Here is a 21308-nt window from a genome sequence, read left to right on the forward strand (position 1 = left end):
TGCATGAGCTCCACCCAGCGTTTCCGCACCTTTGGCGACCGCGTCGTCGGCCCCGGCCGGCCCGTGTACGTCACGGGTGAGATCGGCATCAACCACAACGGCGAACTCGACAACGCGATCGCGCTGATCGACGCCGCCGTCGAGGCGGGCTGCGACGCGGTGAAGTTCCAGAAGCGCACGCCCGAGGTCTGCACCCCGCGCGATCAGTGGGACGTCGAGCGCGACACGCCCTGGGGCCGGATGAAGTACATCGACTACCGGCACCGGGTCGAGTTCGGCGAGGAGGAGTACGGGGCGATCGACGCGCACTGCAAGGAGCGCGGCATCCACTGGTTCGCCTCCCCCTGGGACCCCGAGGCCGTCGCCTTCCTGGAGAAGTTCGACGTGCCCGCCCACAAGGTCGCCTCCGCCTCCCTGACCGACGACGAGCTGCTGCGCGCCATGCGCGCCACTGGCCGCACCGTCGTGCTGTCCACGGGCATGTCGACGCCGAAGCAGATCCGGCACGCGGTGGAGGTGCTGGGCAGTGACAACATCCTGCTCTGCCACGCCACCAGCACGTACCCGGCGAAGGCCGAGGAGCTCAACCTGCGCATGATCCACACGTTGCAGGCCGAGTTCCCGAACGTGCCCATCGGCTACTCCGGCCACGAGACCGGCCTGCAGACCTCCCTCGCCGCCGTCGCCCTCGGCGCCGTCTTCGTCGAGCGGCACATCACCCTGGACCGCGCGATGTGGGGCTCGGACCAGGCCGCCTCCGTCGAGCCGCAGGGCCTCGCGCGGCTCGTCCGCGACATCCGCGTGGTCGAGGAGTCGCTGGGCGACGGCGTGAAGAAGGTCTACGACAGCGAGCTGGCGCCGATGAAGAAGCTGCGCCGGGTCAAGGGCGTCGTCGCGGAGGCCGCCGAGGCGGCGGGCTCCTCCCAGGCGGCGGGAGCGGAGAAGGAGCCGGTCGGGGTATGACCGAAGACGGCGCCGGCGGCGCGACAGTCGCCCTGGTGGAGAGCCCGGTCCAGCTGCTCAACGTGCTGGAGTGGGCGTACCAGGGCGGCACCGTCATCCCCCTGACGGTGGTCGTGCTGCCCCCCACCGAGCCGCTCTCGCGCGGCCAGCTGCGCCGGATGGCGGAGCTGGCGAGGGACGACGGCCTGGAGGTCCGCTGGCAGGAGGCGCGCGGCGGCGCCGGCCCGCTGCGCACGCTGACGGGCCTGGCCCGGCCGCTGCGGCGAGCACGCAGGGTGGTGCTCGGCGACCCGTTCTCGCGGTACGTGCAGACGCTGCTGACCGTCGTCAAGGCGCGGGAGGTCGTCGTCGTGGACGACGGCACGGCGACGATGGAGTTCACGGCGCAGCTGGCGCGGGGGGAGCGGTTCGTCCGCTGGCACCGCAGCGGACACGGCGGCGGCGCGCGCGGCATGCTGTTCGCGCCGGTCGCACGGCGGGCGCGGCGGCGGCTGACACCGGGCACGGCGGCGGACGGCGCCTCCGGCACCCGGGTGGAGGTCTTCACCTCGATGCCGGTGGAGGACCCGCCGCCCGGGCTGAAGGTGACGGCGAACGAGTTCGCCTGGACCCGCTCCCGCTTCGGCCCCCCGAGCGTCGGCACGGCCACCGACCTGGTCGGCACGTCCCTGGTGGAGACCGGCGTCGTCGACCACGAGCGGTACCTCGCGGCGGTGGAGTCGCTGACCCGGACGTACGGCGCCACCCGCTACTTCGCGCACCGGCGGGAGCAGGCCGACAAGCTGCGCGAGCTGCACGAGCACACCGGCCTGGAGATCGTCCGCCCCGACCTGCCGCTGGAGATCATCGCCCGCCGCGGGCCGATCGGCCGCACGATCGTCAGCTTCCCCTCCACGGTCGTGCACACGCTGCCGCTGGCGCTGGCGGGAACGGGAGTGAAGGTCGCGGTCTGCGAGGTCGACCCGGGCTGGCTGACGGACACGGCGTCGCCGCGGGCGCAGGGGTTCCTGTCGTCGGTGGCGGGCGCGGCCCGCGAGCGGCGCGGGGTCGACGGGCTGCCGGTGGGCCCGGCGACGGCGACGGGGTGGTCCTCCGGGGCCGGGGCGGCGCCGGCGGCGTCGGTGTGAGGGACGGCCCCTGTGGGCGAGGGGCGCAGGAGTGTACCCATCGGGCACACGGGTCATGCACCCGCGGGACTGAAATTTTGTTGATCGCCTCTCGGGCCCCGCGTCGCTCACCGTACTCTTCAGAGTGTGAACCAAGTGATGTCCCGCAACGCCCGACCCGAGTCAGAGCCCGAGCCCGGCACCGACGCGCCCCTGCCCGGGGCGCTCCCGGCCGCTCTCGAAGCCGAACTCATCGCGTTCCGGCGGGACCTGCACAGCCACCCCGAGCTGGGCAACCAGGAGTTCCGTACCACCGCGGCCCTCAAGGAGCGGCTGGAGAAGGAGGGCCTCGCGCCCCGGGTGCTCCCCGCGGGCACGGGGCTGGTCTGCGACATCGGCGTGGACCCGGACGGCCCGCCGCCGGGCCCGATGCTGGCGCTGCGCGCCGACATCGACGCGCTCCCGATCCCGGACACGAAAACGGTCCCGTACCGCTCCGCCGTCCCGGACCGCGCCCACGCCTGCGGCCACGACGTGCACACGACCGTCGTCCTCGGCGCGGGGATCGTGCTCGCCGCGCTGGCCCGCGAGGGGCTGCTGCCCCGGCCCGTACGGCTGATCTTCCAGCCGGCGGAGGAGGTCCTGCCGGGCGGCGCGACCGACGCGATCGAGGCCGGGGTGCTCGACGGCGTGGGCCGCATCGTCGGCGTGCACTGCGACCCCCGCGTCGAGGTCGGCCGCATCGGCCTGCGCCAGGGCGCCATCACGTCCGCCTGCGACCGCCTCGAAATCTCCCTCGACGGCCCCGGCGGCCACACCGCCCGCCCCCACCTGACCACCGACCTGGTCACCGCCGCCGCCCGGGTGGCCACCGACGTCCCGGCCCTGCTCGCCCGCCGCGTCGACGCCCGCGCGGGCCTCGCGATCACCTTCGGCCGCCTCCAGACCGGCCACGCCTGCAACGTCGTCCCGCAGCACGCGGAGCTGTCCGGCACCGTCCGCTGCCTCGACCTGGACACCTGGCGCCGCGCCCCGGACCTGGTGCACGCGGCGGTCGACGAGGTCGCGTCCATGCACCGCGCGAAGTCGGCGATCACGTACGTCCGCGGTGTCCCGCCGGTGGTCAACGAGCCGGGAATGACGGAGCTGCTGGCCGGCGCGATGGAGGCGCGGCGGGGAGCTACAGCCGTGGAGACGACGGAGCAGAGCCTGGGCGGGGAGGACTTCTCCTGGTACCTGGAGCACGTGCCGGGCGCGCTGGCACGGCTGGGCGTCCGGGCGGTGGGGGAGACCGGACTGCCGCGGGACCTGCACCAGGGGGACTTCGACGTGGACGAGGGCGCGATCCGTGTGGGAGTTGAACTTTTCACAGCGGCGGCGCTGTTGGACGCGGGGGCGATCGCCTAGCGTTGTCGGACCGGTCGGCTACGGTGTGTAGTGGATCGGGTCCGGAGCGTAGGGGGTTTGGCGGATGACTCGGCGCAACGCAACGGGAGAGGGTGCGGTCACGACCGCGGTGATGTTCGGGGATGTGCTGAGGCACTTCCGGGAGCGGGCGGGGCTGACGCAGGTGGAGTTGGCGCGGCAGATTCCGTGCGACAGATCGCATGTGGCGAGGGTGGAGACGGGACGGAGTGTCCCGCCGGACGTGTTCGTGGCGAAGTGCGACGAGATCCTGGACACGGGCGGGCTGCTGCTGGCGCTGTGGGGGAGGGTGGACTGGTATCCGGATGTGGGGCATCCGGACTGGTTCGAGCACCGGGCGCAGTTGGACGCGGAGTGCGTGACGTTGCGGGCGTACCAGATGGAGTTGGTCCCTGGCCTGCTGCAAACGGAGGACTATGCCCGTTCGCTCTTCGCCACGCTGGTGGACGAGGAAGCGGAGATCGATGAGCGGGTACGAGCACGGCTGAGCCGACAGCAACGCTTCATGTCTCCGCATCAACCACCGCACTACTCGGTGCTTCTGGAGGAGAGCTGTCTTCGAACGGTGATCGGTGGACCGGAGATCATGCACGCCCAGTGCGCGCACCTGCTCGACGCCGGGCGACGAACCAACGTCCGAATCCAGATCGTCCCTTCGGCCTCCCCGGGTATGCGTCGTCCCGCGACCTCCATGTCGCTGATCAACCTGCCTGATGGGCACAACTGGGTCTATTCGGAGTCCCTTGAACGCGGGCACATGACCGACGATCTGAAGGTCTATACACGTCACTCGCAGACCTATGATGTGCTCAGGGCCGACTCTCTGTCTGCCCCCGAATCCGCCGCGCTGATCGGCGAGTTCATGAAGGGATATCGGCAGCATGGCCACCACTTGGCGCAAGAGCAGCTACAGCGGGTCCAACGGCGGCAACTGCCTCGAAGTGGCCGCGGAATGGCGCACGAGCAGCTACAGCGCAGCAAACGGCGGCGACTGCGTCGAAGTCAAGGCAACGCCGACGGCGATCCCGGTGCGTGACTCCAAGGACCCCGAGGGCCCGCAGCTGACCTTCACCCCCGCCGCCTGGACCGCGTTCCTCGCCTCTGTGAAGTCAGGCGAAATCCTCCCCCTCCAGGGGTAGTTCCCAGCGGTCCACCTCCGACCCGTCGTCCGCGCGCAGGGTCACGACCTGCTGTCCTGGCCCGGCCGCGAACGTGAAGCGAGTCCAGTCGGGCTTGTGGTGCTCAACCCACACCCGGTGCGCACTCTCGACGGCATCCCACAGCCGGCGCGGACCACCTTGTTCCAGGTAGCGACGACGGCCAGTGCTGTCCGGCTCGTACACCTCGGCCCACGAGCTGTCGGCGGCCCGTACGCCGACCAGTTCCCGGCCGTCCTCGTGGGTGGCCGCGTAGCGGCGGACGCCGGGGAGGTGCAGTTGGGCGAAGAAGGCGAAGGCGAGATCGTCCAGCAGGGCGGGATCCAGGGCCGTGTGCCCGGTGACGTACTCGCTGGCGTACGGGGCGACGGCCGGCTGGGGGTGCCGGGAGGGCATGAAGCCGGCCCACCGGGGCAGGAACCGTCCGCTCGCCCGCTCGTCGTCGTGCACGTCGGCGAGCAGCATCGCACCGCCGATCAGGCCGGTGACGTTCGTGAGAATGCGGCCTCCCGGCCGGGTCTGTGCGATCCAGGCCGGGGGCACGTAGGGCAGGCCGAAGGTGGAGATCACGCGGTCGTAGGGGGCGTGTTTCGGGGACCCGAGACGTCCGTCTCCGGCGAGGACGGTGGGGTGGTACCCGGCCTCGGCGAGCCGTTGCCGGGCGCGTTCGACAAGGTTCGGGTCGATGTCCACGGTCGTGACGTGCTCGGCGCCAAGCCGCTCGGTCAGCAGGGCGGCGTTGTAGCCGGTCCCGGTGCCGACCTCCAACACGTCGTCCCCGTCGTGGAGGCCGAGGGCTTGCAGCGCCGAGGTCATCAGGCTCGGCGCCGTAGAGGAACTGGAGTGCCGTCCGTAACCGGGGCCGCTGGCGAAGAGTTCTTCCACGGAGCGCCCTTCGACCTGGGTGAGGAGTGTGGTGTCGGAGTACACGCCGTCCAGCCAGGCCGCGCGCTGCGCGGGGTCCGCGCCGGTGACCAACTCGTAGCGGGTGCCTTTGTTCGTGGCTTGAGTGTGTGCGAAGTGCGGCACGAAGACATGCCGCGGCACGTGCGAAACCACCCCCTGCCACACCGGATCGGTGATGTCGCCGGCATCCGCAAGAGCCTGCGCGAGCGCGGCGGCGCGGGGCCGCCACTGGATGCCTGTGTCACGGCCGTTCACGCGCACCCCGCTTGCAGAACGTCGGCAAGAGCGGAGGCGATCGGCAGGTCGCACTCGGCGGCCAGCCAGCCCCACTCGCCGTTCTGGTTGACCTCCAGGAACACGACTTCTCCTGCCGGAGTGACGATCAGGTCACAAGCTCCGTAGAGGAGACCGAGGCGCCTGTGCAGTTCGACAAGCCCTCTCCGCACCGCCGCGGGAAGCTCGAACTTCTCGTATCTCAGCGCGTCGTAGTCGGACCGCCAGTCCACGTGTCCGCGGGCGGAATCCGCATGGATGGCTACGGTAAAGACGCGGTCGCCGACGACCACTGCCCGTGCCTCGTGCGACTTTTCGACCCACTCCTGCAAGAGGTGGGCCGTCAACTCCACACCCCCTTCGCGCAGCGTCTCGGGATCGTCGATCACGCTGGTGTAGAGGACTTTGATCTGCCTGTCCTCGGGCACCCACACCCCGCTGAGTGGTTTGTAGATGACGGGACGCCCCAGGTCCCGTGCCCAGGCGGCGGCGTGCTCTGGGTCGTTGGTGATGACGGAGGCGGGAACCCGTAACCCGGATGCCGCTGCCGCCGCGAGCTGAAGGGGCTTGTACTCGCAGGCGGCAGCCCGCACCGGATCGTTGACCCAGGTGCAACCGAGGCCCATCAGCACCCCGCCGAACCCGCGACGGGCTTCGCCGTAGGCGAAGACCTGCTCCGGCCCGGACATGCCCGGCTCAAGCTGAAACTGCGTCGGGCGTCGGTAGTACACACCTGCCACATCGGCAAGGTCGACACCGAGTCGGCGCCCCGCGGCCGTCACCCCCGTCAACTGCCCGGTCCAGTGGGCGGACGAACCGTCGAAGGCGGCTGCCAGGGCGATCCGGGTAGGAAAGTCGGCGGCGTCGAACTGCGCCACCCGGACGCCCCGGGCTGTGAGCTCCGCGCTTACACGCTCGGCTGTCCGGTCCTCATCGTGCGTGAGGACCAGCACCGTGGACGGGTCTCGCACTGAAGCGGGTCCTTCCCTGCCAGCGCTTCAATCGCTGGTCATTTCCTCACCCGAGCTGTTGCCGTCCGGGTGGCCGGACGTATCGCGCGACGGCCCCTCATGAGCACCCGCACGCGGTGTGACAGGGCGGACGAAGCGCAGCCCCCACGGGCGTACGGACGACGGGGGTTCCTCAAGGGACCGGAGGATATGCCCGCTCGGGTCCAGCGGGAAGACGTCGCCCACACGGGCGAGACGGGCGCGGGATTCGCCGTCCGGTGAATGTGTGAGCAGGTCCGGATCAGCCGCGGCTGTGCGCTCCGATGTCGGTGTCACCACCCGGCTCCCCTCTCATCCGCCTCGACCTCGATCTCACTCATTGTGCCCAGTTCGCTACTGAACGACAAGAAGGCGTTCTCCAGCCGTCTGGCCGTCGCTCAGCCCTTCCCCACCAGTTCCAGGATCCGCCGGGCGTGCTCCACGGAGCCCTCGGCGGTGTCCACGTCGTACATCGAGTCGATCATGAAGTGGTCGATCCCCGTACGTTCGTGGACCTCCTTCACGGTGTCGGCGACCTTCTCCGTGCTGGTGCCCGCGTCGATGTTCACCCGCAGCACGGTGTCGATGTCGTCGGGCGCGCGGCCGCCCTGCCGGGCGAGTTCGTCGAGCATCGTGCGCTGGGTGATGAGGCCGTCCACGTCGACGTAGCTCGGGACGACGACCAGCGGCAGCCAGCCGTCGCCGCGTCGGGCGACGCGGCGGAGGGCGCGCTCGGAGAGGGCGCCGAGGTAGAAGGGCGGCCGGGGGCGCTGGGCAGGCTTCAGGGGGGAGTGGTGCGCGGGGATGGAGAGCTGGTTGCCCTCGTACTGGGCCGGGTCGGTGGTCCAGATGGTGTGGAGGGCGTCGAGGAGTTCTTCCATGCGGGCGCCGCGGCGGGCGAAGTCCAGGCCCGCGGCCTGGTACTCCTCGGGGGACCAGCCGACGCCGAAGCCGGGAATCAGCCGGCCGCCGCTGATCAGGTCGATCGTCGTGAGGGGCCGGGCCAGTTGGACGGGCGGGTACAGCGGGGCGACGAGGACGTGGGCGCCGAGCTGTACGCGGCTGGTCGCGGAGGCGGCGACGCCGAGGAGGACGAACGGGTCGGCGGCGGGGTTCAGTTCCTCCGGGATGGTGTTGCCCCGGCCGCCGTAGCCCACGACGGGGTTTACCGCGGCCAGATTGCGGTCCCCCACCCAGAGGCTGGCGCCGCCGGCCTCCTCGATCGCGGCGGCGAACGTCGCCGTCCGGGCGATGTCGTCGGCCTGGCGGTGGAACTGGGGGAGTGCGAAACCTATCTTCATGCGTGCCCTTCGCGTGTGGTGGCGCCGGGCGGCACGTATGGGTCCGCTCCGGCGAGAGGCTCCGACCTTGTTCAACTCGCGGCGCCCCGCGTTCAGTTCCGCCGGGGCGGAGCCCCGTGCAAGGGACCCCGCCCGCGGTGGGCCGCCCGCGACCGCCCCCAAACCTGCCGCGGTCGACTCACGGAGCAGGGACAAGACGGCGACAAGGTGCATCAAAGAGTGCATCTTGCAGTGCCGCATAAAATGATGCATATTGGAAAGCGTGACGAAGGTAAAGGTCCGCAAGAGTGTTCCGCTGACCAGCGAGGACCAGGCTGTTCTGGACCGCCTCCGTACCCCCGGCACCGCCGAACACGAGGCGTTGCGGGATGTCGCGGGAATACTGCTGGACGACGACGCCTCGGAGGCGGAGACGCTGCACGCGCTGCTGACCGCCGGTCGCCTGGCCGTGACCGAACGCGTCATGCTCTCCGGCTACGCCGCACTGGCCGCCGCCCAGGACGAGGACGCCGCTGACCGCCGCGCCATGCGCGCCCGCGCCGCCCGCCTCAAGGGCTGATCGCCGGTGGGGGCCGCTCTTGTTCCCGTACGGGGCCGGGTCTACATGGCCGACATCGGTTCCGGCCGCAAGCCTTGGCTGGTCGTCTCCAACGACACGCGCAACCGGGCCCTGCGGGACTGCCTCGCCGTCCGCCTGACCGCCAGCACCAAGCCCGATCTGGCCACCATCATCGAGCTCGGCCCGGCCGACCCACTCGTGGGCCGGGTGCTGTGCGACGACGTTGCCCTGCTCTACCGCGAGGATCTCGACGAGGACCGCGGCGCCCTTTCACCACAGACCATGATGAAGGTCGCCGCCGGGCTGCGCGCCGCACTCGCCTTGTGATCCGACCAGAGCCCTCAATGGGTCCACCTGCATCGCGCTAGATCTCCGCATCGTGCCCGACGGCCTCGCCCCATCCCTCGGGTGCCGGGCCTCTGCGCTCACGTACGTCCCTCGCGGAGGGCCTCCCGTCCCCCCGGAAAGCCCCCGCCGCGGCCGCCAGCACCGCCGCCTCCGCGGCCTGTTCCGGGAGGCGCGGGTCGGGGGCGGCGCGGAGGATTACCAGGTGGTGGTAGAGCGGCGCGGTGGCGGTGAGCAGCAGGCTTCGCGCGTCCGTGGGCCCAGGGGGGAGTTCGCCCCGCTCCACGGCGCGCCCGACGAGGATCTCGCACTGCGCGTACCGGTCCTCCCATAGCCGCGTCTGGGCCCGCGCGGCCGGTTCCGAGTGGAACGACGCGGCCAGCGGCCATGAGCGCAAGAGGAGTTGATTGTTGCCCAATCGGCCCCATACTGAGGGTGACCGGAGTGTGACAACCGCCGCCGCGGGCTCGTGAGGTCTCCTATGGGCAACCCTCCCCACACGCCAGAGCCACCCGAGAAGCCACCTCATGCCCACGGGCCCTGGAACCCCTCCGAATCGCCCACCCCACCCGCACCGCCCGCTCCACCCCCCGCCCCTCCGCCCACGGAGCCGCCGGCGTCGGGAGGTTCCGCCCCGCCCCCGACGTCCCCGCCCCCGCCCTGGGCGCCGCCGCCTCCGCCCTGGGCGCCACCGCCGCCCGGGCCGCCCCGCAACTCCGACGCGACGGTCACCGGACCGCTGCTCCTCATGGTCGGCGGCCTGCTGGCGTTCGTGTCGACGATGATGCCGTGGGCGGGCGGCCTGTCGCTGTGGGATCTCGACACCCTGCAAAGGCTGTTCTCCGATCCGGACACCGGGCCGCTCTACGGCGTCAACGCCGCCGCGACATCCCTGGTGCTCTGCGGGGTGTTGTGCATGTTCTGCGGGGTCGGCGGCCTGGTCGCCAGGGATGCGGAGGTGATGCGCCGCTGGGGGCGGGTCAGCGCGTTCGCCGCGGCCGGGCTGCTCATCGCCTGTATCGGCACCCTCATCGTCGTCCGGGAGGCGCTGGACGACGACCTGGGCGCCGGGGTGATCGCGATGTTCGTGGCCACCCTTCTGGGGCTCTACGGGAGCCTCGCCTTCGACAGGGGCGCGACGCGCCGCTGACCCCCTCGCGGCCGCTCCGGCATCGGTACGCCCCTCCCGCCGGGCACCGCCACGCCGTCCTCCGTAATAGTAGCCATGGACATAATGTCCATGTACTCTATACGCCATGAGTGCAGCTCCGGCCGGTCCCACGCCCGGCTTTCTGGTCTGGCGGCTCGCCAACAAGTGGCGCGTCGCCGTCGACCGCGCCGTGGCGCCGCTGGACCTCACCCACGCGAAGTACGCGCTCGTCGCCTCCCTCTACGGCATGCACCACGCCGGCGAACGCCCCAGCCAACGGCAACTCGCCGACCACACCGGCATGGAGGCCCTGTACGTCTCGAAGCTGGCCCGCGCCCTGGAGGCGGACGGGCTCGTCGAGCGCGCCCGCGATCCGCGGGACCCGCGGGCCATGCGGCTCGCCCTCACCGAAAGGGGGCTGGACGTGACCGGGCGGGCCGTCGTCGTGGTGCGGGAGCTGGTCGAGCGGTTGCTCGAACCGCTCGGCGGCCTCGACGGCCCGGGGACCCGCGCGTTCACCGACGAGCTGCTCGCCCTGCTCGACGTACCCCTCGCCCCTTCTCCACCGGACGACCGGACACCACGAAGGACGACGCCATGACCACCACCGCACCCGCCGCCGACGCCCGCAACCTCGCCCTCGCCCACTACGCCGCCCGCGGCGTCCTGGAGCACATCCTGGACCGGCACGGTGTGACGTTCCAGCAGCAGGTCGCCCTGCGCACCGCCGTCACCGCCGACGCCCCGCTGACCCCGGACGCCCTCGCCGACCGGGTCGGGGGCTACCTCAAGGCCGACCCGGCCGACATCCGCGTCACCCTCGACGAACTGCTCACGAGGGAACTGCTGGCCGAGGACGGCCCGCACCTCCGGCCCACGGACGCGGGGCGCGAGCTGCTCGCGGCCGTCGCCGCCGAGACCGCCCCGATCTCCGCCCGTATCTGGGACGGCATACCTGCCGCGGACCTGGCCGCCGCCGGCCGCGTCCTCGCCCATGTCAACGCACGCGCCGACGCGGAACTCGCCGCGCTGACCGGCTGACGGGACCGAACCGGCCGAAGCGCACGACCCCGACCGGGCCGGCCGCCCCCGGCCGGCCCGGTCACCACGCCTTCACCGGCTCGTACGTCCCCCACACCGCCCGCAGCGCCCCGCACACCTCGCCCACCGTCGCCCGCGCCGCCAGCGCCCGCTTCATCGGATACAGCACGTTCTCCGTGGTCCCCGCCGCCCGCCGCAGCTCCGTCAGGGCCGCCTCCACCGCGCCCCCGTCGCGCTCCGCGCGCAGCCGGGCCAGCCGCTCCACCTGCCGCGCCTCGATCGCCGGGTCGACGCGCAGTGGCTCGTACGGCTCCTCCTCGGCCAGCCGGTAGCGGTTGACGCCCACCACCACCCGTTCGCCCGCCTCCGTCTCCTGCGCGATCCGGTACGCGTTGCGCTCGATCTCGCCCTTCTGGAAGCCGCTCTCGATCGCGCGGACCGCGCCGCCCCGGTCCTCGACCCGCCGCATCAGCCCGGCCGCCGCCTCCTCCAGCTCGTCGGTCATCGTCTCCACCACGTACGACCCGGCGAAGGGATCCACCGTCGCGGGCACGTCCGTCTCGTACGCCAGGACCTGCTGCGTGCGCAGCGCGAGCCGCGCCGACCTGTCCGTCGGCAGCGCGATGGCCTCGTCGAACGCGTTGGTGTGCAGCGACTGCGTGCCGCCGAGCACGGCGGCGAGCGCCTGGACCGTGACGCGCGCGAGGTTCACCTCGGGCTGCTGCGCGGTGAGCTGCACCCCCGCCGTCTGGGTGTGAAAGCGCAGCATCAGCGACTTCGGGTCGCGCGCGCCGAACTCCTCGCGCATCACCCGCGCCCAGATCCGCCGCGCCGCGCGGAACTTGGCGACCTCCTCCAGCACCGTGGTCCGGGAGACGAAGAAGAACGACAGCCGCGGCGCGAAGTCGTCCACGTCCATGCCGGCGGCGACGGCGGCGCGCACGTACGCGATGCCGTCGGCCAGCGTGAACGCGACCTCCTGCGCGGGCGACGCGCCCGCCTCCGCCATGTGGTAGCCGGAGATCGAGATCGTGTTCCACCTCGGCATCTCGGCGTGGCAGTACCGGAAGATGTCGGCGGTCAGGCGCAGCGACGGCGCCGGCGGGAAGATGTACGTGCCGCGCGCGATGTACTCCTTCAGCACGTCGTTCTGGACGGTCCCGGTGAGCTGCGCGCCCGCGACCCCCTGCTCCTCGGCGACGAGCTGGTAGAGCAGCAGGAGCAGCGCGGCCGGGGCGTTGATCGTCATCGACGTCGACACCCTGTCCAGCGGGATGCCGTCGAGGAGCACCCGCATGTCGTCGACCGAGTCGACCGCGACGCCGACCTTGCCGACCTCGCCGTGCGCGAGGGGCGCGTCGGAGTCGTGGCCCATCTGCGTCGGCAGGTCGAAGGCGACGGACAGGCCGGTGGTGCCGTGGGCGATCAGGTCGCGGTAGCGGGCGTTGGACTCGGCGGCGGTGCCGAAGCCGGCGTACTGGCGCATGGTCCACGGCCGGCCGGTGTACATCGTCGGGTAGACGCCGCGGGTGTACGGGTACGCGCCGGGGGCGCCGAGGCGGACGGCGGGATCCCAGCCGGCCAGGGCCTCCGGCCCGTACACCGGCTCGATGGGCAGACCGGACTCCGATCGGCGTGCCATGGCACCCACTCCCAGCTCTCCCACTCCTGTACGGACTGTAGCGGCAAGCCTACTTTCCGGAACTGACAGTGGCCGGGCGGCGTCCGTTCACCGGGACCGTGCCGGGGGCTTGTACCCCCACAGCTCGGCGATCTCCGCGAGCCGGTCCGGCAGCCCCTCGGCGTGGTCGCCCTCGCGCGCGGGCTGGATGCGGCCGGACTTGATGTTGCTGCTCCAGTCGCCCATGTGCGGGCGGAAGGTGCCGTGGTCGTGCTCGCCGTAGTCGAGCATCCCGGGGGTCCACTCGGCGCCGAGGAACGCGCAGAGGGCGCGGGTGGTCTCCGCGGGCTCGGCGGTCAGGTCCTCGTAGCGCAGGACGTGCCCCGCCGCGCCCAGGTTCGTGCGGGCGGACTCCAGGGCCTCGCCGTAGTCGAGGACCTCGCGGTGGATGGCGTCGAGGTCCGGGTCCTTGCGGCGGTTGACGAGGGAGGAGACGACGGCGCCCGGGTGGCGCAGCAGGACGAGGAAGCGGGCCCCGGGCCAGCAGTCGGCGAGCCGGTCGCGGATGAGGGCGTTGGCGGGTGTCTTGTCGACGATGATCCGCTTGCCGCTGCGCTCCAGCTCCCGGTGCAGCACGCGGTCCCACAGCAGGTGCTCCAGCTCGCGGCGGTCCAGCTCCAGGCCCTCCATGGCCCGGGCGCTGTACGGGCGGGTGAGCTGGACGTGCAGCGTGCGCAGGTGCATCTCGTGCGGGGCGCGGATCTCGGGGTGGCTGTTGAGGAGTACGCGCAGCAGGGTGGACCCGGAGCGTACGGAGGACAGCACGAAGACCGGCGACTCGACGAGGCGCGGCGCGCGCGGCGCGACGTACGCCTCCCGCGCCCCGCCGGAGCCGCCCGAAGCGCCGGAGCCACCCGAACCACCCGAACCGCCCGAGCCCCCGGGGGCTCCCGGGCGCCCCGCGCCCGCTCCGCGCGCGGGCGCGGAGTCGCGCCGGGGGGCGCGCTGCGGGGGGCCGAGCGCCTGCGCCAACAGCCGCCCGCGCCGCCTGAGTCCCTTGCCGACCCCGTTCATGTGCACACCCACACTCTCCCAGCGGCGATCACGGACGGCCCGGCAACGCGCGCGCACGCGCGCACCCGTCAGGCCGGCGGGCCATTCCAGGGGGTCCCGGCAAACGCAAGGTGTCCGGCAGGCAACGGCACGCTCCGGGTTCCGGACGACCTGTGACCGGGGAGAGAATCGTTCGAGGACTTACGGGAGGCAACCGGGGGGTGGACGAATTGCGTCCAGTACATATGAGCGTGTGCAGGAGAGTTCGTTCGATACGTACGGCCGTCGCGGTCGCGGCCGCGGGGGCGGCGCTCGTGGCGGCGGGGTGTTCGGCCTCGGCGGACGCGGCCGGCGGTGGCGGGGGCGCTTCGGAGTCTCCGTCGACGTCCGTGCGGCCGGAGCCGTCGGCCACGCCGACGACGCAGAAGCCGAAACCGAAGCCGACGCAAACGCAGACGAAGAAGCCGGAGTCGGAGGCGTCCGCGTCCCAGAAGCCGACCGCCGACCCGACGCCCGAGGGGCCCGACGTGCTGATGGCCGAGGGCGACGAGAGCGACCGGGTACGGGAGCTCCAGGCCCGGCTGCGCGCGGAGGGCGTCTTCGACCGCGGCCCCACCGCGTACTACGGCCCGATCACCGCCGCCGCCGTCTCGGCGTTCCAGAAGGACCGCGGCCTGCCGCGCACGGGGGAGACGGACGTCGTCACGTGGGAACGGCTGCTGGCCCGTACGGACGAGCCGACGCGCGACGAGCTGTACCCGCCGACCTCGCAGACCATGGAGCAGCCCGACCCGCGCTGTACCGAGGGACGGGTGCTGTGCGTGAGCAAGCGCAGCGACACCCTGCGCTGGATGAAGGACGGCGAGGTGCTGGCGGCGATGGACGTGCGCTTCGGGTCGCAGTACACGCCGACCCGCGAGGGCGTGTTCGAGGTCTTCTGGAAGAGCCGGCACCACGTCTCGACGCTGTACGACACCCCCATGCCCTACGCGATGTTCTTCAGCGGCGGCCAGGCCGTCCACTACTCCGAGGACTTCGCCGCGAACGGCTACGCCGGCGCCTCGCACGGCTGCGTGAACGTGCGGGACGAGGGGAAGGTCGCGAAGCTCTTCGGGGACGTCCGGGTCGGCGACAAGGTGGTCGTCTACAGCTGAGCGGGCGCCGCGGTACGGCACGGAGCGGCTGAGCTGTGGCTGTGACACTTTCTCCGCCGCCGACGCTGTAAGTGATGTGCCGACTGGTCATCGGCCCAGCGCTCGGCCGGGGTTCCCCCCGTACCTGCGGCTCAGCGCATTTGGCGCGGGCGGGTTGCGTTCCCCCAGCACCGCCCGCGCCACCCCCTCCTCTTCCTTCTCAGGCGCCCAGGCCCAGCTTCAGCCGCTCCTCCTGCCTCGCCGCGTCGCCGGGCCGGCGGCTCGCGGCCGCCGTGAAGGCCGCGCGCTCCAGGCTCCGCTCCCGCCAGGCCGCCGACGTCACCAGCTCGGCGAGCTGCCGCAGCCCCCGGTGGGCGGCGGTACGCACCGCGCCCGGCCGCTTGCCCAGCACCTCCCCGGCGTCGGTGGCGCGCATCCCCGCCACGGTGCGCAGCAGCACCGCCTCCGCCTGGTCGCGGGGCAGCTCGGAGATGAGCGTGAGCGCCTGCCGGGTGCCCAGGGACTCCAGCGCGTGATCCTCGGCGGCGCGCTCCGCGGGCAGGTCGTGGACGCCTTCGTCGAGCAGCACGCCCTGCGGGCGGCGCCGTTCGCGGCGCAGCAGGTCGAGCGCGCGGCGCCGGGCGACCGTGACCGTCCAGCCGCGGAACGACGGGCCGTCGCCGCGGAACCGGCCCAGGTCGCGGGCGATCACCAGCCAGGCGTCGGCGGCCACGTCCTCGGCGTCGTCGCCGACGACGCCGCGCAGGTACGCCAGCAGTACGGGCTGGAGCCGCCGGTACAGCGCGGTGAACGCCGCGTCGTCCCCTGCCTGCGCCCGGCGGACGAGCGGTTGCAGGTCCGCGTCCGCATCCTTGTCTCCCGGCGCCGTCCGTGCGGCAGCCGGTTCGTGAACTTCCCCCACCTTGTGAGCCTCGTGATCGGCCTGCGGCACTGTGCACCGTGCCCGCGCCCCCGCGCGCTCTCCGTCAGGCCGCTGCCCCAGCCACATCCGGAATCGAACAGAACAGTGCCACCATGCCAGACATCAGGGACGTTTGACGTGGGCACCCCTCACTTTTGCCCGTACAACTGTATGACGATTCGGGTAAGCCGTCGCCCGATTCGGTCATGCGGGGGCAAAAGTCTCCGGGCCGGAGTGGGTTTGGGGGACGGGGTTCGCGTTGCCGCGGCGCGGGGCGCCGACGCGTCAGCCGGTGACCGTGGCCGACGTCGTCGGGGCCGGCGCGCTGTTCGTCGACGTCGCCGTCGGGGTGGGCGCGCGCGGGGACTCCGACATGCCGAGGCTCGGGCTCGACGAGGGGTCGCCGCCCTCCTCCCCGTCGCCGCCCGTGTCGCCGCCGTCGGCGCCGTCGGTGTCCCCGTCCGAGCCGCCGGAGCCGCCCGGGTCCGTACCGGGGGATGTCGGGTTCGACGGGCTCGGGCTGCTCGGCTCCTCCGTGCCGCCGCCCGTGCTGCCGCCGTCCGCAGCGCCGCCCGTGCCGCCGCCGGGGGTGCCGGTCTTCACGTCCAGCCGGTTCGAGCAGTACGCCGGGACCGCCTCCGGGCCGCCGGCCGCCTGTTCCAGCACCCGCAGCCGGCCCTGGCCGGGCATCGGGCCCGTACCGGAGTGGGCGGCGAGGAAGTCGCGGCACAGCTCGTCCAGGACGGCCTCGGTGTCGGGGTTGTTCGGCGGCTGCTGGCCGTTGATGTCGCCGATCACGCCGCGGCCGGGCAGGTCGGGGTCCGTACCGACGCTGCCGCCCGCGCCCTTGGTGTCCTTGCCGCCCGCGCCGGAGTCCTTGTCCTTGCCGTCCTTGCCCGACCCCTTGCCGCCCTCCGCGACGGACCCGTTCCCGTCGTCGTCGCCGGGGGTCTCGGCCGACGTCGTGACGCCGACGCTCGGCGACCGGTTGCCGCCGCTGTCCGGGATGAACGACGGCGCCGGCAGCACACCCGTGCCGGAGGCCACCGCGACCCCGCCCAGCGCACACGCCGCCACCGCGCCCGCCACGCTCAGCCGCAGCGACTTCAGCCGCCGCACGACGCCGGAACGGCGCCGCTCCCGGCGCCCGTCGAAGGGCGACTCGGCGGCGAACTCGGCGGCCGACGCCCGGCTGGTGCTCTTCTGCGCCGCCCGGAACGCCGCCAGCGCGGCCTGCTCCCCGGGCACCCGGCCGTTCTCACCCGGCCGGCCCGACTCGGCGACCCGGGCCAGCACGGCCGCCAGCCGCTCGGCCGCCGCCCGGTCCTCCGGTGACCAGCGCCTGTGCCGCCCACGGCGGCCGGAGCCGTCCGCGAAGTCGAGCGGCTCCCCGCGAAGCAGTCGCTCCGCGACGTCTTCGTCGAGCCAGCCGTACCGGTCGTCCACCATCACATTTCCTTAAGCGTCCGCGCGGCTGATTGCGTCACACCGCCAGGCTGCTGCCCTTCCCCGGGCGGAACGTCCCCCTCTTCGTGCCCCTCTTCGCGCTCGTCCCCGCGCTCCTCCTGCGGCCTCTCTATCAGCGCGGTCAGCTGCTTGAGGCCGCGGTGCGCCGCCGTACGCACCGCGCCCGGGCTCTTGCCCAGGACCTCCGCGGTGCGCTTGGCGTCCAGACCCATGATCACGCGCAGCACCACGACCTCGGCGTAGTCGCGGGGGAGCCGCGCGATGAAGGCCATCGTGCGGCCCGTACCGAGCGCCTCGATCGCCTCCTCGGCGGTGTCCGCGTCCGACGGCCGGTCGGCGAGCTGGGTCTCGTCGCCGCCGGAGACGGGCCGCCGCGACCGCATCCGGACGTGGTCGAGCGCGCGGTTGCGCGCTATCCGGGCCGCCCAGCCGCGGAAGCGGTCGGCATCCCCGGTGAACGAGCCGAGGTCGCGGGCGATCTGCAGCCACGCCTCGGAGGTCACGTCCTCGGCGTCGCCGTCGCCGACGAGGCTGCGTACGTATCCGAGCAGGCGAGGGTGCACCGTCCGGAAGACGATGCGGAACGCTGCCTCGTCACCACGCTGGGCAGCGTGCACCGCGCCGGACAGCGCGGTGTCTTCCGCGTATTCCCCCTGCACGGTGGTCAGTCGGTCCGTGGCGCCAGGAGACGCAGTACACGCGGACACATCTGCGGAGCACCCCCGGATCTGGGCGGACCGTCGAGCGAGTCGTCGAAACGAATACCTGTGCGCCGAGGTCCGGCGCGATGTGCACGCTACGGCGGCGGAGTGTCCTGCGCAACACACCCGGGGCCGGTCCGCACCGCCGCGGGAGGCGGCCGAGCGGCCCCGGCGGGGCCCGTGACGGGCCGCTGTGACATTTCCGGGCCCGCTGGCGCTGAGTATTACAGCGGGTGCGAACGGGCACCCGCACCTGAGGCCGACGGCCGGAGCAGCTCCTGTGGGGGGTAGCGGCTCCGGCCGTCTTCTTTGTGCGGATCAGGGTGCCCTGACACGTTTTCGACCCCGCTGGCGCTGTACGTGTGTCAGGTGTGCACGAACGCACGCGTGTGAAGCGAAGGGGCGGGAATTGAGTCCGCGAAGAACCCATGCGTACCGGCCGTTGAGCCTGCGCAGACGTGCCTGGCTGACCCTGGGCGCGGTCGTGCTCGGCGGCACCGGTGCGGTCACCGTCGCCGTGGCCGACACCGACACCGGCTCCGGTTCGGTCGACCCGGCCGTGGCCGGGCTGGAGCCGCGCGAGTCGTCGGTCCACAAGGTCGACCTGGCCGGGGGCGGTGCCCGGCAGGAGTCGGACCGGACCTCGACCGAGCAGTTCTCGATGGTCGGCATCTCCTGGAGCAACGAACGCCGTGACCTCGGCGGCGTGGCCCAGGTGCGCACCCGCTCGGCCGAGACCGGCGAGTGGAGCGACTGGCACGCGCTGGACGCCGAGGGACGCGCCGCCGACGGCCTCACGACGGACATGCGCGGCGCCACCGAGCCGCTGTGGGTGGGCCCGTCCGACGGCGTGGAGGCGCGGGTCGTCCGCGCGGACGGCACGAGCACGCCGCTGCCCGGCGGGCTGAAGGTGGCGCTCGTCGACCCGGGCGTCACGCAGGAGGAGGCCGAGGAGGCGCAGGACGCCGGCGTCGGCACGGAGCCCGGTACGGAGGCGGACGCGGAGCCGGCGGCGCTGGCGGCGCCCGCTCCCGGCGCCGGGTCCGCGACGGACTCGTTCGACACGGCCTCGTACACCACCGGCATGGCCCCCGCCGCGGCCGTCACCCAGGCCGACCCCGGCCCGGGCCCCGAGTCGCCCGTCGACGCGCCGCCGGTGATCAGCCGCGCCGACTGGGGCGCCGACGAGTCGCTGGTCGAGGACCCGCCGACGTACAACCCCGACGGTGTCCAGGCCGCCATCGTGCACCACACGGCCGAGGCCGTGAACTACACGTGCGCCGACTCCGCCGCCATGGTGCGCGCCGACTTCCTGTACCACGTGCAGGACAACGGCTGGAACGACATCGGCTACAACTTCGTCGTCGACAAGTGCGGCCGGATCTTCGAGGGCCGCGCCGGCGGCATCGACCAGGCGGTGCAGGGCGCGCACACCCTCAACTTCAACAGCGTCTCCACCGGCATCGCCATCCTCGGCGACTACCACACCCACAGCTACCCGCCCCCGGCCGCGCTGGAGGCCGTCGCGCGCATCGCCGGCTGGAAGCTCGGCCAGTACGGCGTGGACCCGTCCGGCACCTCGGAGCTGACGCCGCTGAAGTACAACGACAACAACGAGCTCGTCCCCGCGGGTGACCCCCAGACCATGCGGAACATCTCCGGTCACAAGGACGCCCGCTTCCGCCCGTACGGCGCGGACTCCGACGTCAACGTGACCGCCTGCCCCGGCGACCGGCTCCACTCCCGGCTGGGCCGGATCCGCAAGATGGCCGACGCCCCCGGCGCCTCGCACGCGCTGCCCACCCGGGACTACGACGCCGACGGCCGCGGCGACCTCGTCGCCGGCATCCCGCGGGCCAACGGCGGCGGCCAGACCGGTTCCGGCGCGGTCTTCGTCGTCCCCGGCGGCGAGAACGGCCCGGTGGCCGACGGCACCCGCGTCCTCACCCAGGACCGGGCCGGCGTGCCCGGCACGGCCCAGCCCGGCGACGCCTGGGGCACGGACACCGAGTGGGGCGACTTCAACGACGACGGCATCGCCGACCTCGTCGTCGGCGCCCCGAACAAGGACGACGCCGCCGGCAACGCCGACAGCGGCGTGGTCACCGTCCTGTACGGGCCGGGGCTGGACTCCGGCGTCAACGTCACCCTCGGCGCCGACTCCCCCCTGGCGGGCGCCAAGTTCGGCTCGGCGGTCGCCGCCGGCGACTTCAACGGCGACGGCCGCGACGAGGTGCTCGGCGTCGGCGCCCGGGAGTGGGCCGTCCGCGACCTCGACGGCGGCAACCGCCGCGGGGGCTCGTTCGCGTCCGAGACGGTGGACCACCCGGACGCCGCGGTCGGCGACTTCAACCTCGACGGCTACGACGACGCGGCGCTCACCTACCGCGACCCGGACGGCAAGGCGCACCTCGACGTGTTCCGCGGCACGTCGGCCGGCCTGGATATCACCGGAGGCTTGGACGTGCCGGGCGGCCGGTCCGTGGCCACCGGGGACGTGACCGGCGACGGCTACCCCGACCTCGTCGTCGGCCAGCCCTGGACGAGCGAGTCGGGATCCCACAACGGCGGCCAGATCACCCTGCTGAAGGGCTCCCGGAGCGGGCTGACGACGACCGGCAAGCAGGTCGTCCACCAGTCCTCCGGCTCGGTGCCGGGCGCGTCCGAGGCCGGCGACGCGATGGGCTACTCGGTCGCGGTCGGCGACGTCGACATGAACGGCCGCGCCGACGTCCTCGTGGGCGTCTACCGCGAGGACGCCACCCGCGACGGGGTCAAGCGCACCGACTCGGGCACGTCCCTCCTGCTGTACGGCACCTCCTCGGGGCTGTCGACGGCGTCCGGCTCGCCGAAGATGTACCACCAGGACACCCCCGGAATCGGCGGCGCCAGCGAGTCGGGTGACCGGCTCGGCACGGCGGTGGTGCTGGCGGACCTGTCCGGGTACGCCCGGACGGACCTCGTCATCGGCGCGCTGGGTGAGAACTCCTTCGACGGCACCCTGCTCCAGCTGGACGCCGGCAGCCAGGGCGTGTCGCCGTCCGGTGCGGTGCACTACAACCGGTCCGCGCTGGGCACGCCGAACGCCGGCCGGCTGGGGGGTGAGCTGGCGCCGTAGGCGCCGGCCCTTCCGGTCCTCCGGACCCTCCGGTGAGGGGCCGTCCCGCAGGTGCGGGGCGGCCCCTTCGCCGTGCCC

Annotated in this window: 19 protein-coding genes and 2 pseudogenes; 12 read left to right on the forward strand and 9 right to left on the reverse strand. The window is 72.8% G+C overall.

Annotated features, from left to right (window positions below):
* The first annotated feature begins 3 nt into the window (after nucleotides 1-3).
* The 5 genes and pseudogenes from ACHZ99_RS27055 to ACHZ99_RS27075 all read left to right on the forward strand — a co-directional run bounded on the left by ACHZ99_RS27055 (nucleotide 4) and on the right by ACHZ99_RS27075 (nucleotide 4633).
* Complete coding sequence (locus ACHZ99_RS27055) at nucleotides 4-963, forward strand: N-acetylneuraminate synthase family protein (RefSeq protein WP_420307375.1); 960 nt, start codon at nucleotides 4-6, stop codon at nucleotides 961-963.
* Nucleotides 960-2090, forward strand: a complete 1131-nt coding sequence (locus ACHZ99_RS27060; RefSeq protein WP_420307376.1) for a hypothetical protein — start codon at nucleotides 960-962, stop codon at nucleotides 2088-2090. The genes ACHZ99_RS27055 and ACHZ99_RS27060 overlap by 4 nt, the downstream gene beginning before the upstream one ends.
* 138 nt (nucleotides 2091-2228) lie before the next feature.
* On the forward strand, nucleotides 2229-3476 hold the full coding sequence (locus ACHZ99_RS27065) for an amidohydrolase (RefSeq protein ID WP_420307551.1): 1248 nt from the start codon (nucleotides 2229-2231) through the stop codon (nucleotides 3474-3476).
* 112 nt (nucleotides 3477-3588) lie between these two features.
* Nucleotides 3589-4338, forward strand: a pseudogene (locus ACHZ99_RS27070) (helix-turn-helix domain-containing protein); the annotation flags it as partial.
* Between the two features lie 37 nt (nucleotides 4339-4375).
* Complete coding sequence (locus tag ACHZ99_RS27075; RefSeq protein ID WP_420307377.1) at nucleotides 4376-4633, forward strand: DUF397 domain-containing protein; 258 nt, start codon at nucleotides 4376-4378, stop codon at nucleotides 4631-4633.
* Here the strand turns inward: ACHZ99_RS27075 and ACHZ99_RS27080 are convergent.
* The 3 genes from ACHZ99_RS27080 to ACHZ99_RS27090 all read right to left on the reverse strand — a co-directional run bounded on the left by ACHZ99_RS27080 (nucleotide 4604) and on the right by ACHZ99_RS27090 (nucleotide 8120).
* Nucleotides 4604-5818, reverse strand: a complete 1215-nt coding sequence (locus ACHZ99_RS27080; RefSeq protein WP_420307378.1) for a methyltransferase domain-containing protein — start codon at nucleotides 5816-5818, stop codon at nucleotides 4604-4606. The two genes, ACHZ99_RS27075 and ACHZ99_RS27080, sit on opposite strands and share 30 nt — an antisense overlap.
* A complete protein-coding gene (tgmB, locus tag ACHZ99_RS27085; RefSeq protein WP_420307379.1) occupies nucleotides 5809-6801 on the reverse strand; it encodes an ATP-grasp ribosomal peptide maturase in 993 nt (330 codons plus the stop codon). The genes ACHZ99_RS27080 and tgmB overlap by 10 nt, the downstream gene beginning before the upstream one ends.
* 416 nt (nucleotides 6802-7217) lie before the next feature.
* Nucleotides 7218-8120 carry a TIGR03619 family F420-dependent LLM class oxidoreductase gene (locus ACHZ99_RS27090; protein WP_420307380.1) on the reverse strand — a complete coding sequence of 301 codons (903 nt, stop codon included), beginning with the start codon at nucleotides 8118-8120 and terminating at the stop codon, nucleotides 7218-7220.
* 262 nt (nucleotides 8121-8382) lie between these two features.
* Here ACHZ99_RS27090 and ACHZ99_RS27095 point away from each other — a divergent pair, with 262 nt between their 5' ends.
* Nucleotides 8383-8679, forward strand: coding sequence for a hypothetical protein (locus ACHZ99_RS27095; protein WP_420307381.1), 297 nt, complete (start codon nucleotides 8383-8385; stop codon nucleotides 8677-8679).
* 6 nt (nucleotides 8680-8685) lie between these two features.
* Nucleotides 8686-9006: a type II toxin-antitoxin system PemK/MazF family toxin gene (locus tag ACHZ99_RS27100; protein WP_420307382.1), complete on the forward strand. Its 321-nt coding sequence runs from the start codon at nucleotides 8686-8688 to the stop codon at nucleotides 9004-9006.
* A gap of 37 nt (nucleotides 9007-9043) precedes the next feature.
* On the opposite strand, the pseudogene ACHZ99_RS27105 reads toward ACHZ99_RS27100, so the two are convergent.
* Nucleotides 9044-9406, reverse strand: a pseudogene (locus tag ACHZ99_RS27105) (TetR-like C-terminal domain-containing protein); the annotation flags it as partial.
* 366 nt (nucleotides 9407-9772) lie between these two features.
* On the opposite strand from ACHZ99_RS27105, the gene ACHZ99_RS27110 reads away from it, so the two are divergent.
* The 3 genes from ACHZ99_RS27110 to ACHZ99_RS27120 all read left to right on the forward strand — a co-directional run bounded on the left by ACHZ99_RS27110 (nucleotide 9773) and on the right by ACHZ99_RS27120 (nucleotide 11215).
* A complete protein-coding gene (locus ACHZ99_RS27110; RefSeq protein ID WP_420307383.1) occupies nucleotides 9773-10174 on the forward strand; it encodes a hypothetical protein in 402 nt (133 codons plus the stop codon).
* Between the two features lie 106 nt (nucleotides 10175-10280).
* Entirely contained in the window at nucleotides 10281-10775 is a 495-nt protein-coding gene (locus ACHZ99_RS27115) for a MarR family winged helix-turn-helix transcriptional regulator (RefSeq protein WP_420307384.1), read from the forward strand.
* Nucleotides 10772-11215 (forward strand): MarR family transcriptional regulator, encoded by a 444-nt coding sequence (locus ACHZ99_RS27120; RefSeq protein WP_420307385.1) that lies wholly within the window; start codon nucleotides 10772-10774, stop codon nucleotides 11213-11215. Before ACHZ99_RS27115 ends, ACHZ99_RS27120 begins: the two co-directional genes overlap by 4 nt.
* Before the next feature lie 61 nt (nucleotides 11216-11276).
* On the opposite strand, the gene ACHZ99_RS27125 is transcribed toward ACHZ99_RS27120, so the two are convergent.
* Together ACHZ99_RS27125 and ACHZ99_RS27130 are read right to left on the reverse strand one after the other, a co-directional pair.
* Nucleotides 11277-12857 (reverse strand): acyl-CoA mutase large subunit family protein, encoded by a 1581-nt coding sequence (locus tag ACHZ99_RS27125; protein WP_420307387.1) that lies wholly within the window; start codon nucleotides 12855-12857, stop codon nucleotides 11277-11279.
* A gap of 87 nt (nucleotides 12858-12944) precedes the next feature.
* Nucleotides 12945-13910, reverse strand: coding sequence for a sulfotransferase family protein (locus ACHZ99_RS27130; RefSeq protein ID WP_420307552.1), 966 nt, complete (start codon nucleotides 13908-13910; stop codon nucleotides 12945-12947).
* 224 nt (nucleotides 13911-14134) lie between these two features.
* On the opposite strand from ACHZ99_RS27130, the gene ACHZ99_RS27135 reads away from it, so the two are divergent.
* Nucleotides 14135-15043 carry a L,D-transpeptidase family protein gene (locus ACHZ99_RS27135; RefSeq protein ID WP_420307388.1) on the forward strand — a complete coding sequence of 303 codons (909 nt, stop codon included), beginning with the start codon at nucleotides 14135-14137 and terminating at the stop codon, nucleotides 15041-15043.
* A gap of 199 nt (nucleotides 15044-15242) precedes the next feature.
* On the opposite strand, the gene ACHZ99_RS27140 is transcribed toward ACHZ99_RS27135, so the two are convergent.
* From ACHZ99_RS27140 to ACHZ99_RS27150, 3 genes are all read right to left on the reverse strand, one after another.
* Entirely contained in the window at nucleotides 15243-15974 is a 732-nt protein-coding gene (locus ACHZ99_RS27140; RefSeq protein ID WP_420307389.1) for an RNA polymerase sigma factor, read from the reverse strand.
* 255 nt (nucleotides 15975-16229) lie between these two features.
* Nucleotides 16230-17393 carry a hypothetical protein gene (locus tag ACHZ99_RS27145; protein ID WP_420307390.1) on the reverse strand — a complete coding sequence of 388 codons (1164 nt, stop codon included), beginning with the start codon at nucleotides 17391-17393 and terminating at the stop codon, nucleotides 16230-16232.
* Nucleotides 17393-18070: an RNA polymerase sigma factor gene (locus ACHZ99_RS27150; RefSeq protein ID WP_420307391.1), complete on the reverse strand. Its 678-nt coding sequence runs from the start codon at nucleotides 18068-18070 to the stop codon at nucleotides 17393-17395. Before ACHZ99_RS27150 ends, ACHZ99_RS27145 begins: the two co-directional genes overlap by 1 nt.
* A gap of 484 nt (nucleotides 18071-18554) precedes the next feature.
* Between ACHZ99_RS27150 and ACHZ99_RS27155 the strand changes: the two genes are divergently transcribed.
* Entirely contained in the window at nucleotides 18555-21230 is a 2676-nt protein-coding gene (locus ACHZ99_RS27155) for an N-acetylmuramoyl-L-alanine amidase (RefSeq protein ID WP_420307392.1), read from the forward strand.
* The last annotated feature ends 78 nt before the right edge of the window (nucleotides 21231-21308 follow it).

Source organism: Streptomyces sp. MAR4 CNX-425, assembly GCF_048656465.1.
In the GTDB taxonomy this organism is placed as follows: domain Bacteria; phylum Actinomycetota; class Actinomycetes; order Streptomycetales; family Streptomycetaceae; genus Streptomyces.

Excerpts from the sequence above, each read along its gene's own strand:
- ACHZ99_RS27115 (WP_420307384.1), top strand. The coding sequence starts at position 10,281 with ATGAGTGCAGCTCCGGCCGGTCCCACGCCCGGCTTTCTGGTCTGGCGG.
- ACHZ99_RS27055 (WP_420307375.1), top strand. The coding sequence starts at position 4 with ATGAGCTCCACCCAGCGTTTCCGCACCTTTGGCGACCGCGTCGTCGGC.
- ACHZ99_RS27120 (WP_420307385.1), top strand. The coding sequence starts at position 10,772 with ATGACCACCACCGCACCCGCCGCCGACGCCCGCAACCTCGCCCTCGCC.
- ACHZ99_RS27110 (WP_420307383.1), top strand. The coding sequence starts at position 9,773 with ATGGTCGGCGGCCTGCTGGCGTTCGTGTCGACGATGATGCCGTGGGCG.
- ACHZ99_RS27125 (WP_420307387.1), bottom strand. The coding sequence starts at position 12,857 with ATGGCACGCCGATCGGAGTCCGGTCTGCCCATCGAGCCGGTGTACGGG.
- ACHZ99_RS27135 (WP_420307388.1), top strand. The coding sequence starts at position 14,135 with ATGAGCGTGTGCAGGAGAGTTCGTTCGATACGTACGGCCGTCGCGGTC.
- ACHZ99_RS27075 (WP_420307377.1), top strand. The coding sequence starts at position 4,376 with ATGGCCACCACTTGGCGCAAGAGCAGCTACAGCGGGTCCAACGGCGGC.
- ACHZ99_RS27060 (WP_420307376.1), top strand. The coding sequence starts at position 960 with ATGACCGAAGACGGCGCCGGCGGCGCGACAGTCGCCCTGGTGGAGAGC.
- ACHZ99_RS27130 (WP_420307552.1), bottom strand. The coding sequence starts at position 13,910 with ATGAACGGGGTCGGCAAGGGACTCAGGCGGCGCGGGCGGCTGTTGGCG.
- ACHZ99_RS27065 (WP_420307551.1), top strand. The coding sequence starts at position 2,229 with ATGTCCCGCAACGCCCGACCCGAGTCAGAGCCCGAGCCCGGCACCGAC.
- ACHZ99_RS27090 (WP_420307380.1), bottom strand. The coding sequence starts at position 8,120 with ATGAAGATAGGTTTCGCACTCCCCCAGTTCCACCGCCAGGCCGACGAC.
- ACHZ99_RS27145 (WP_420307390.1), bottom strand. The coding sequence starts at position 17,393 with ATGGTGGACGACCGGTACGGCTGGCTCGACGAAGACGTCGCGGAGCGA.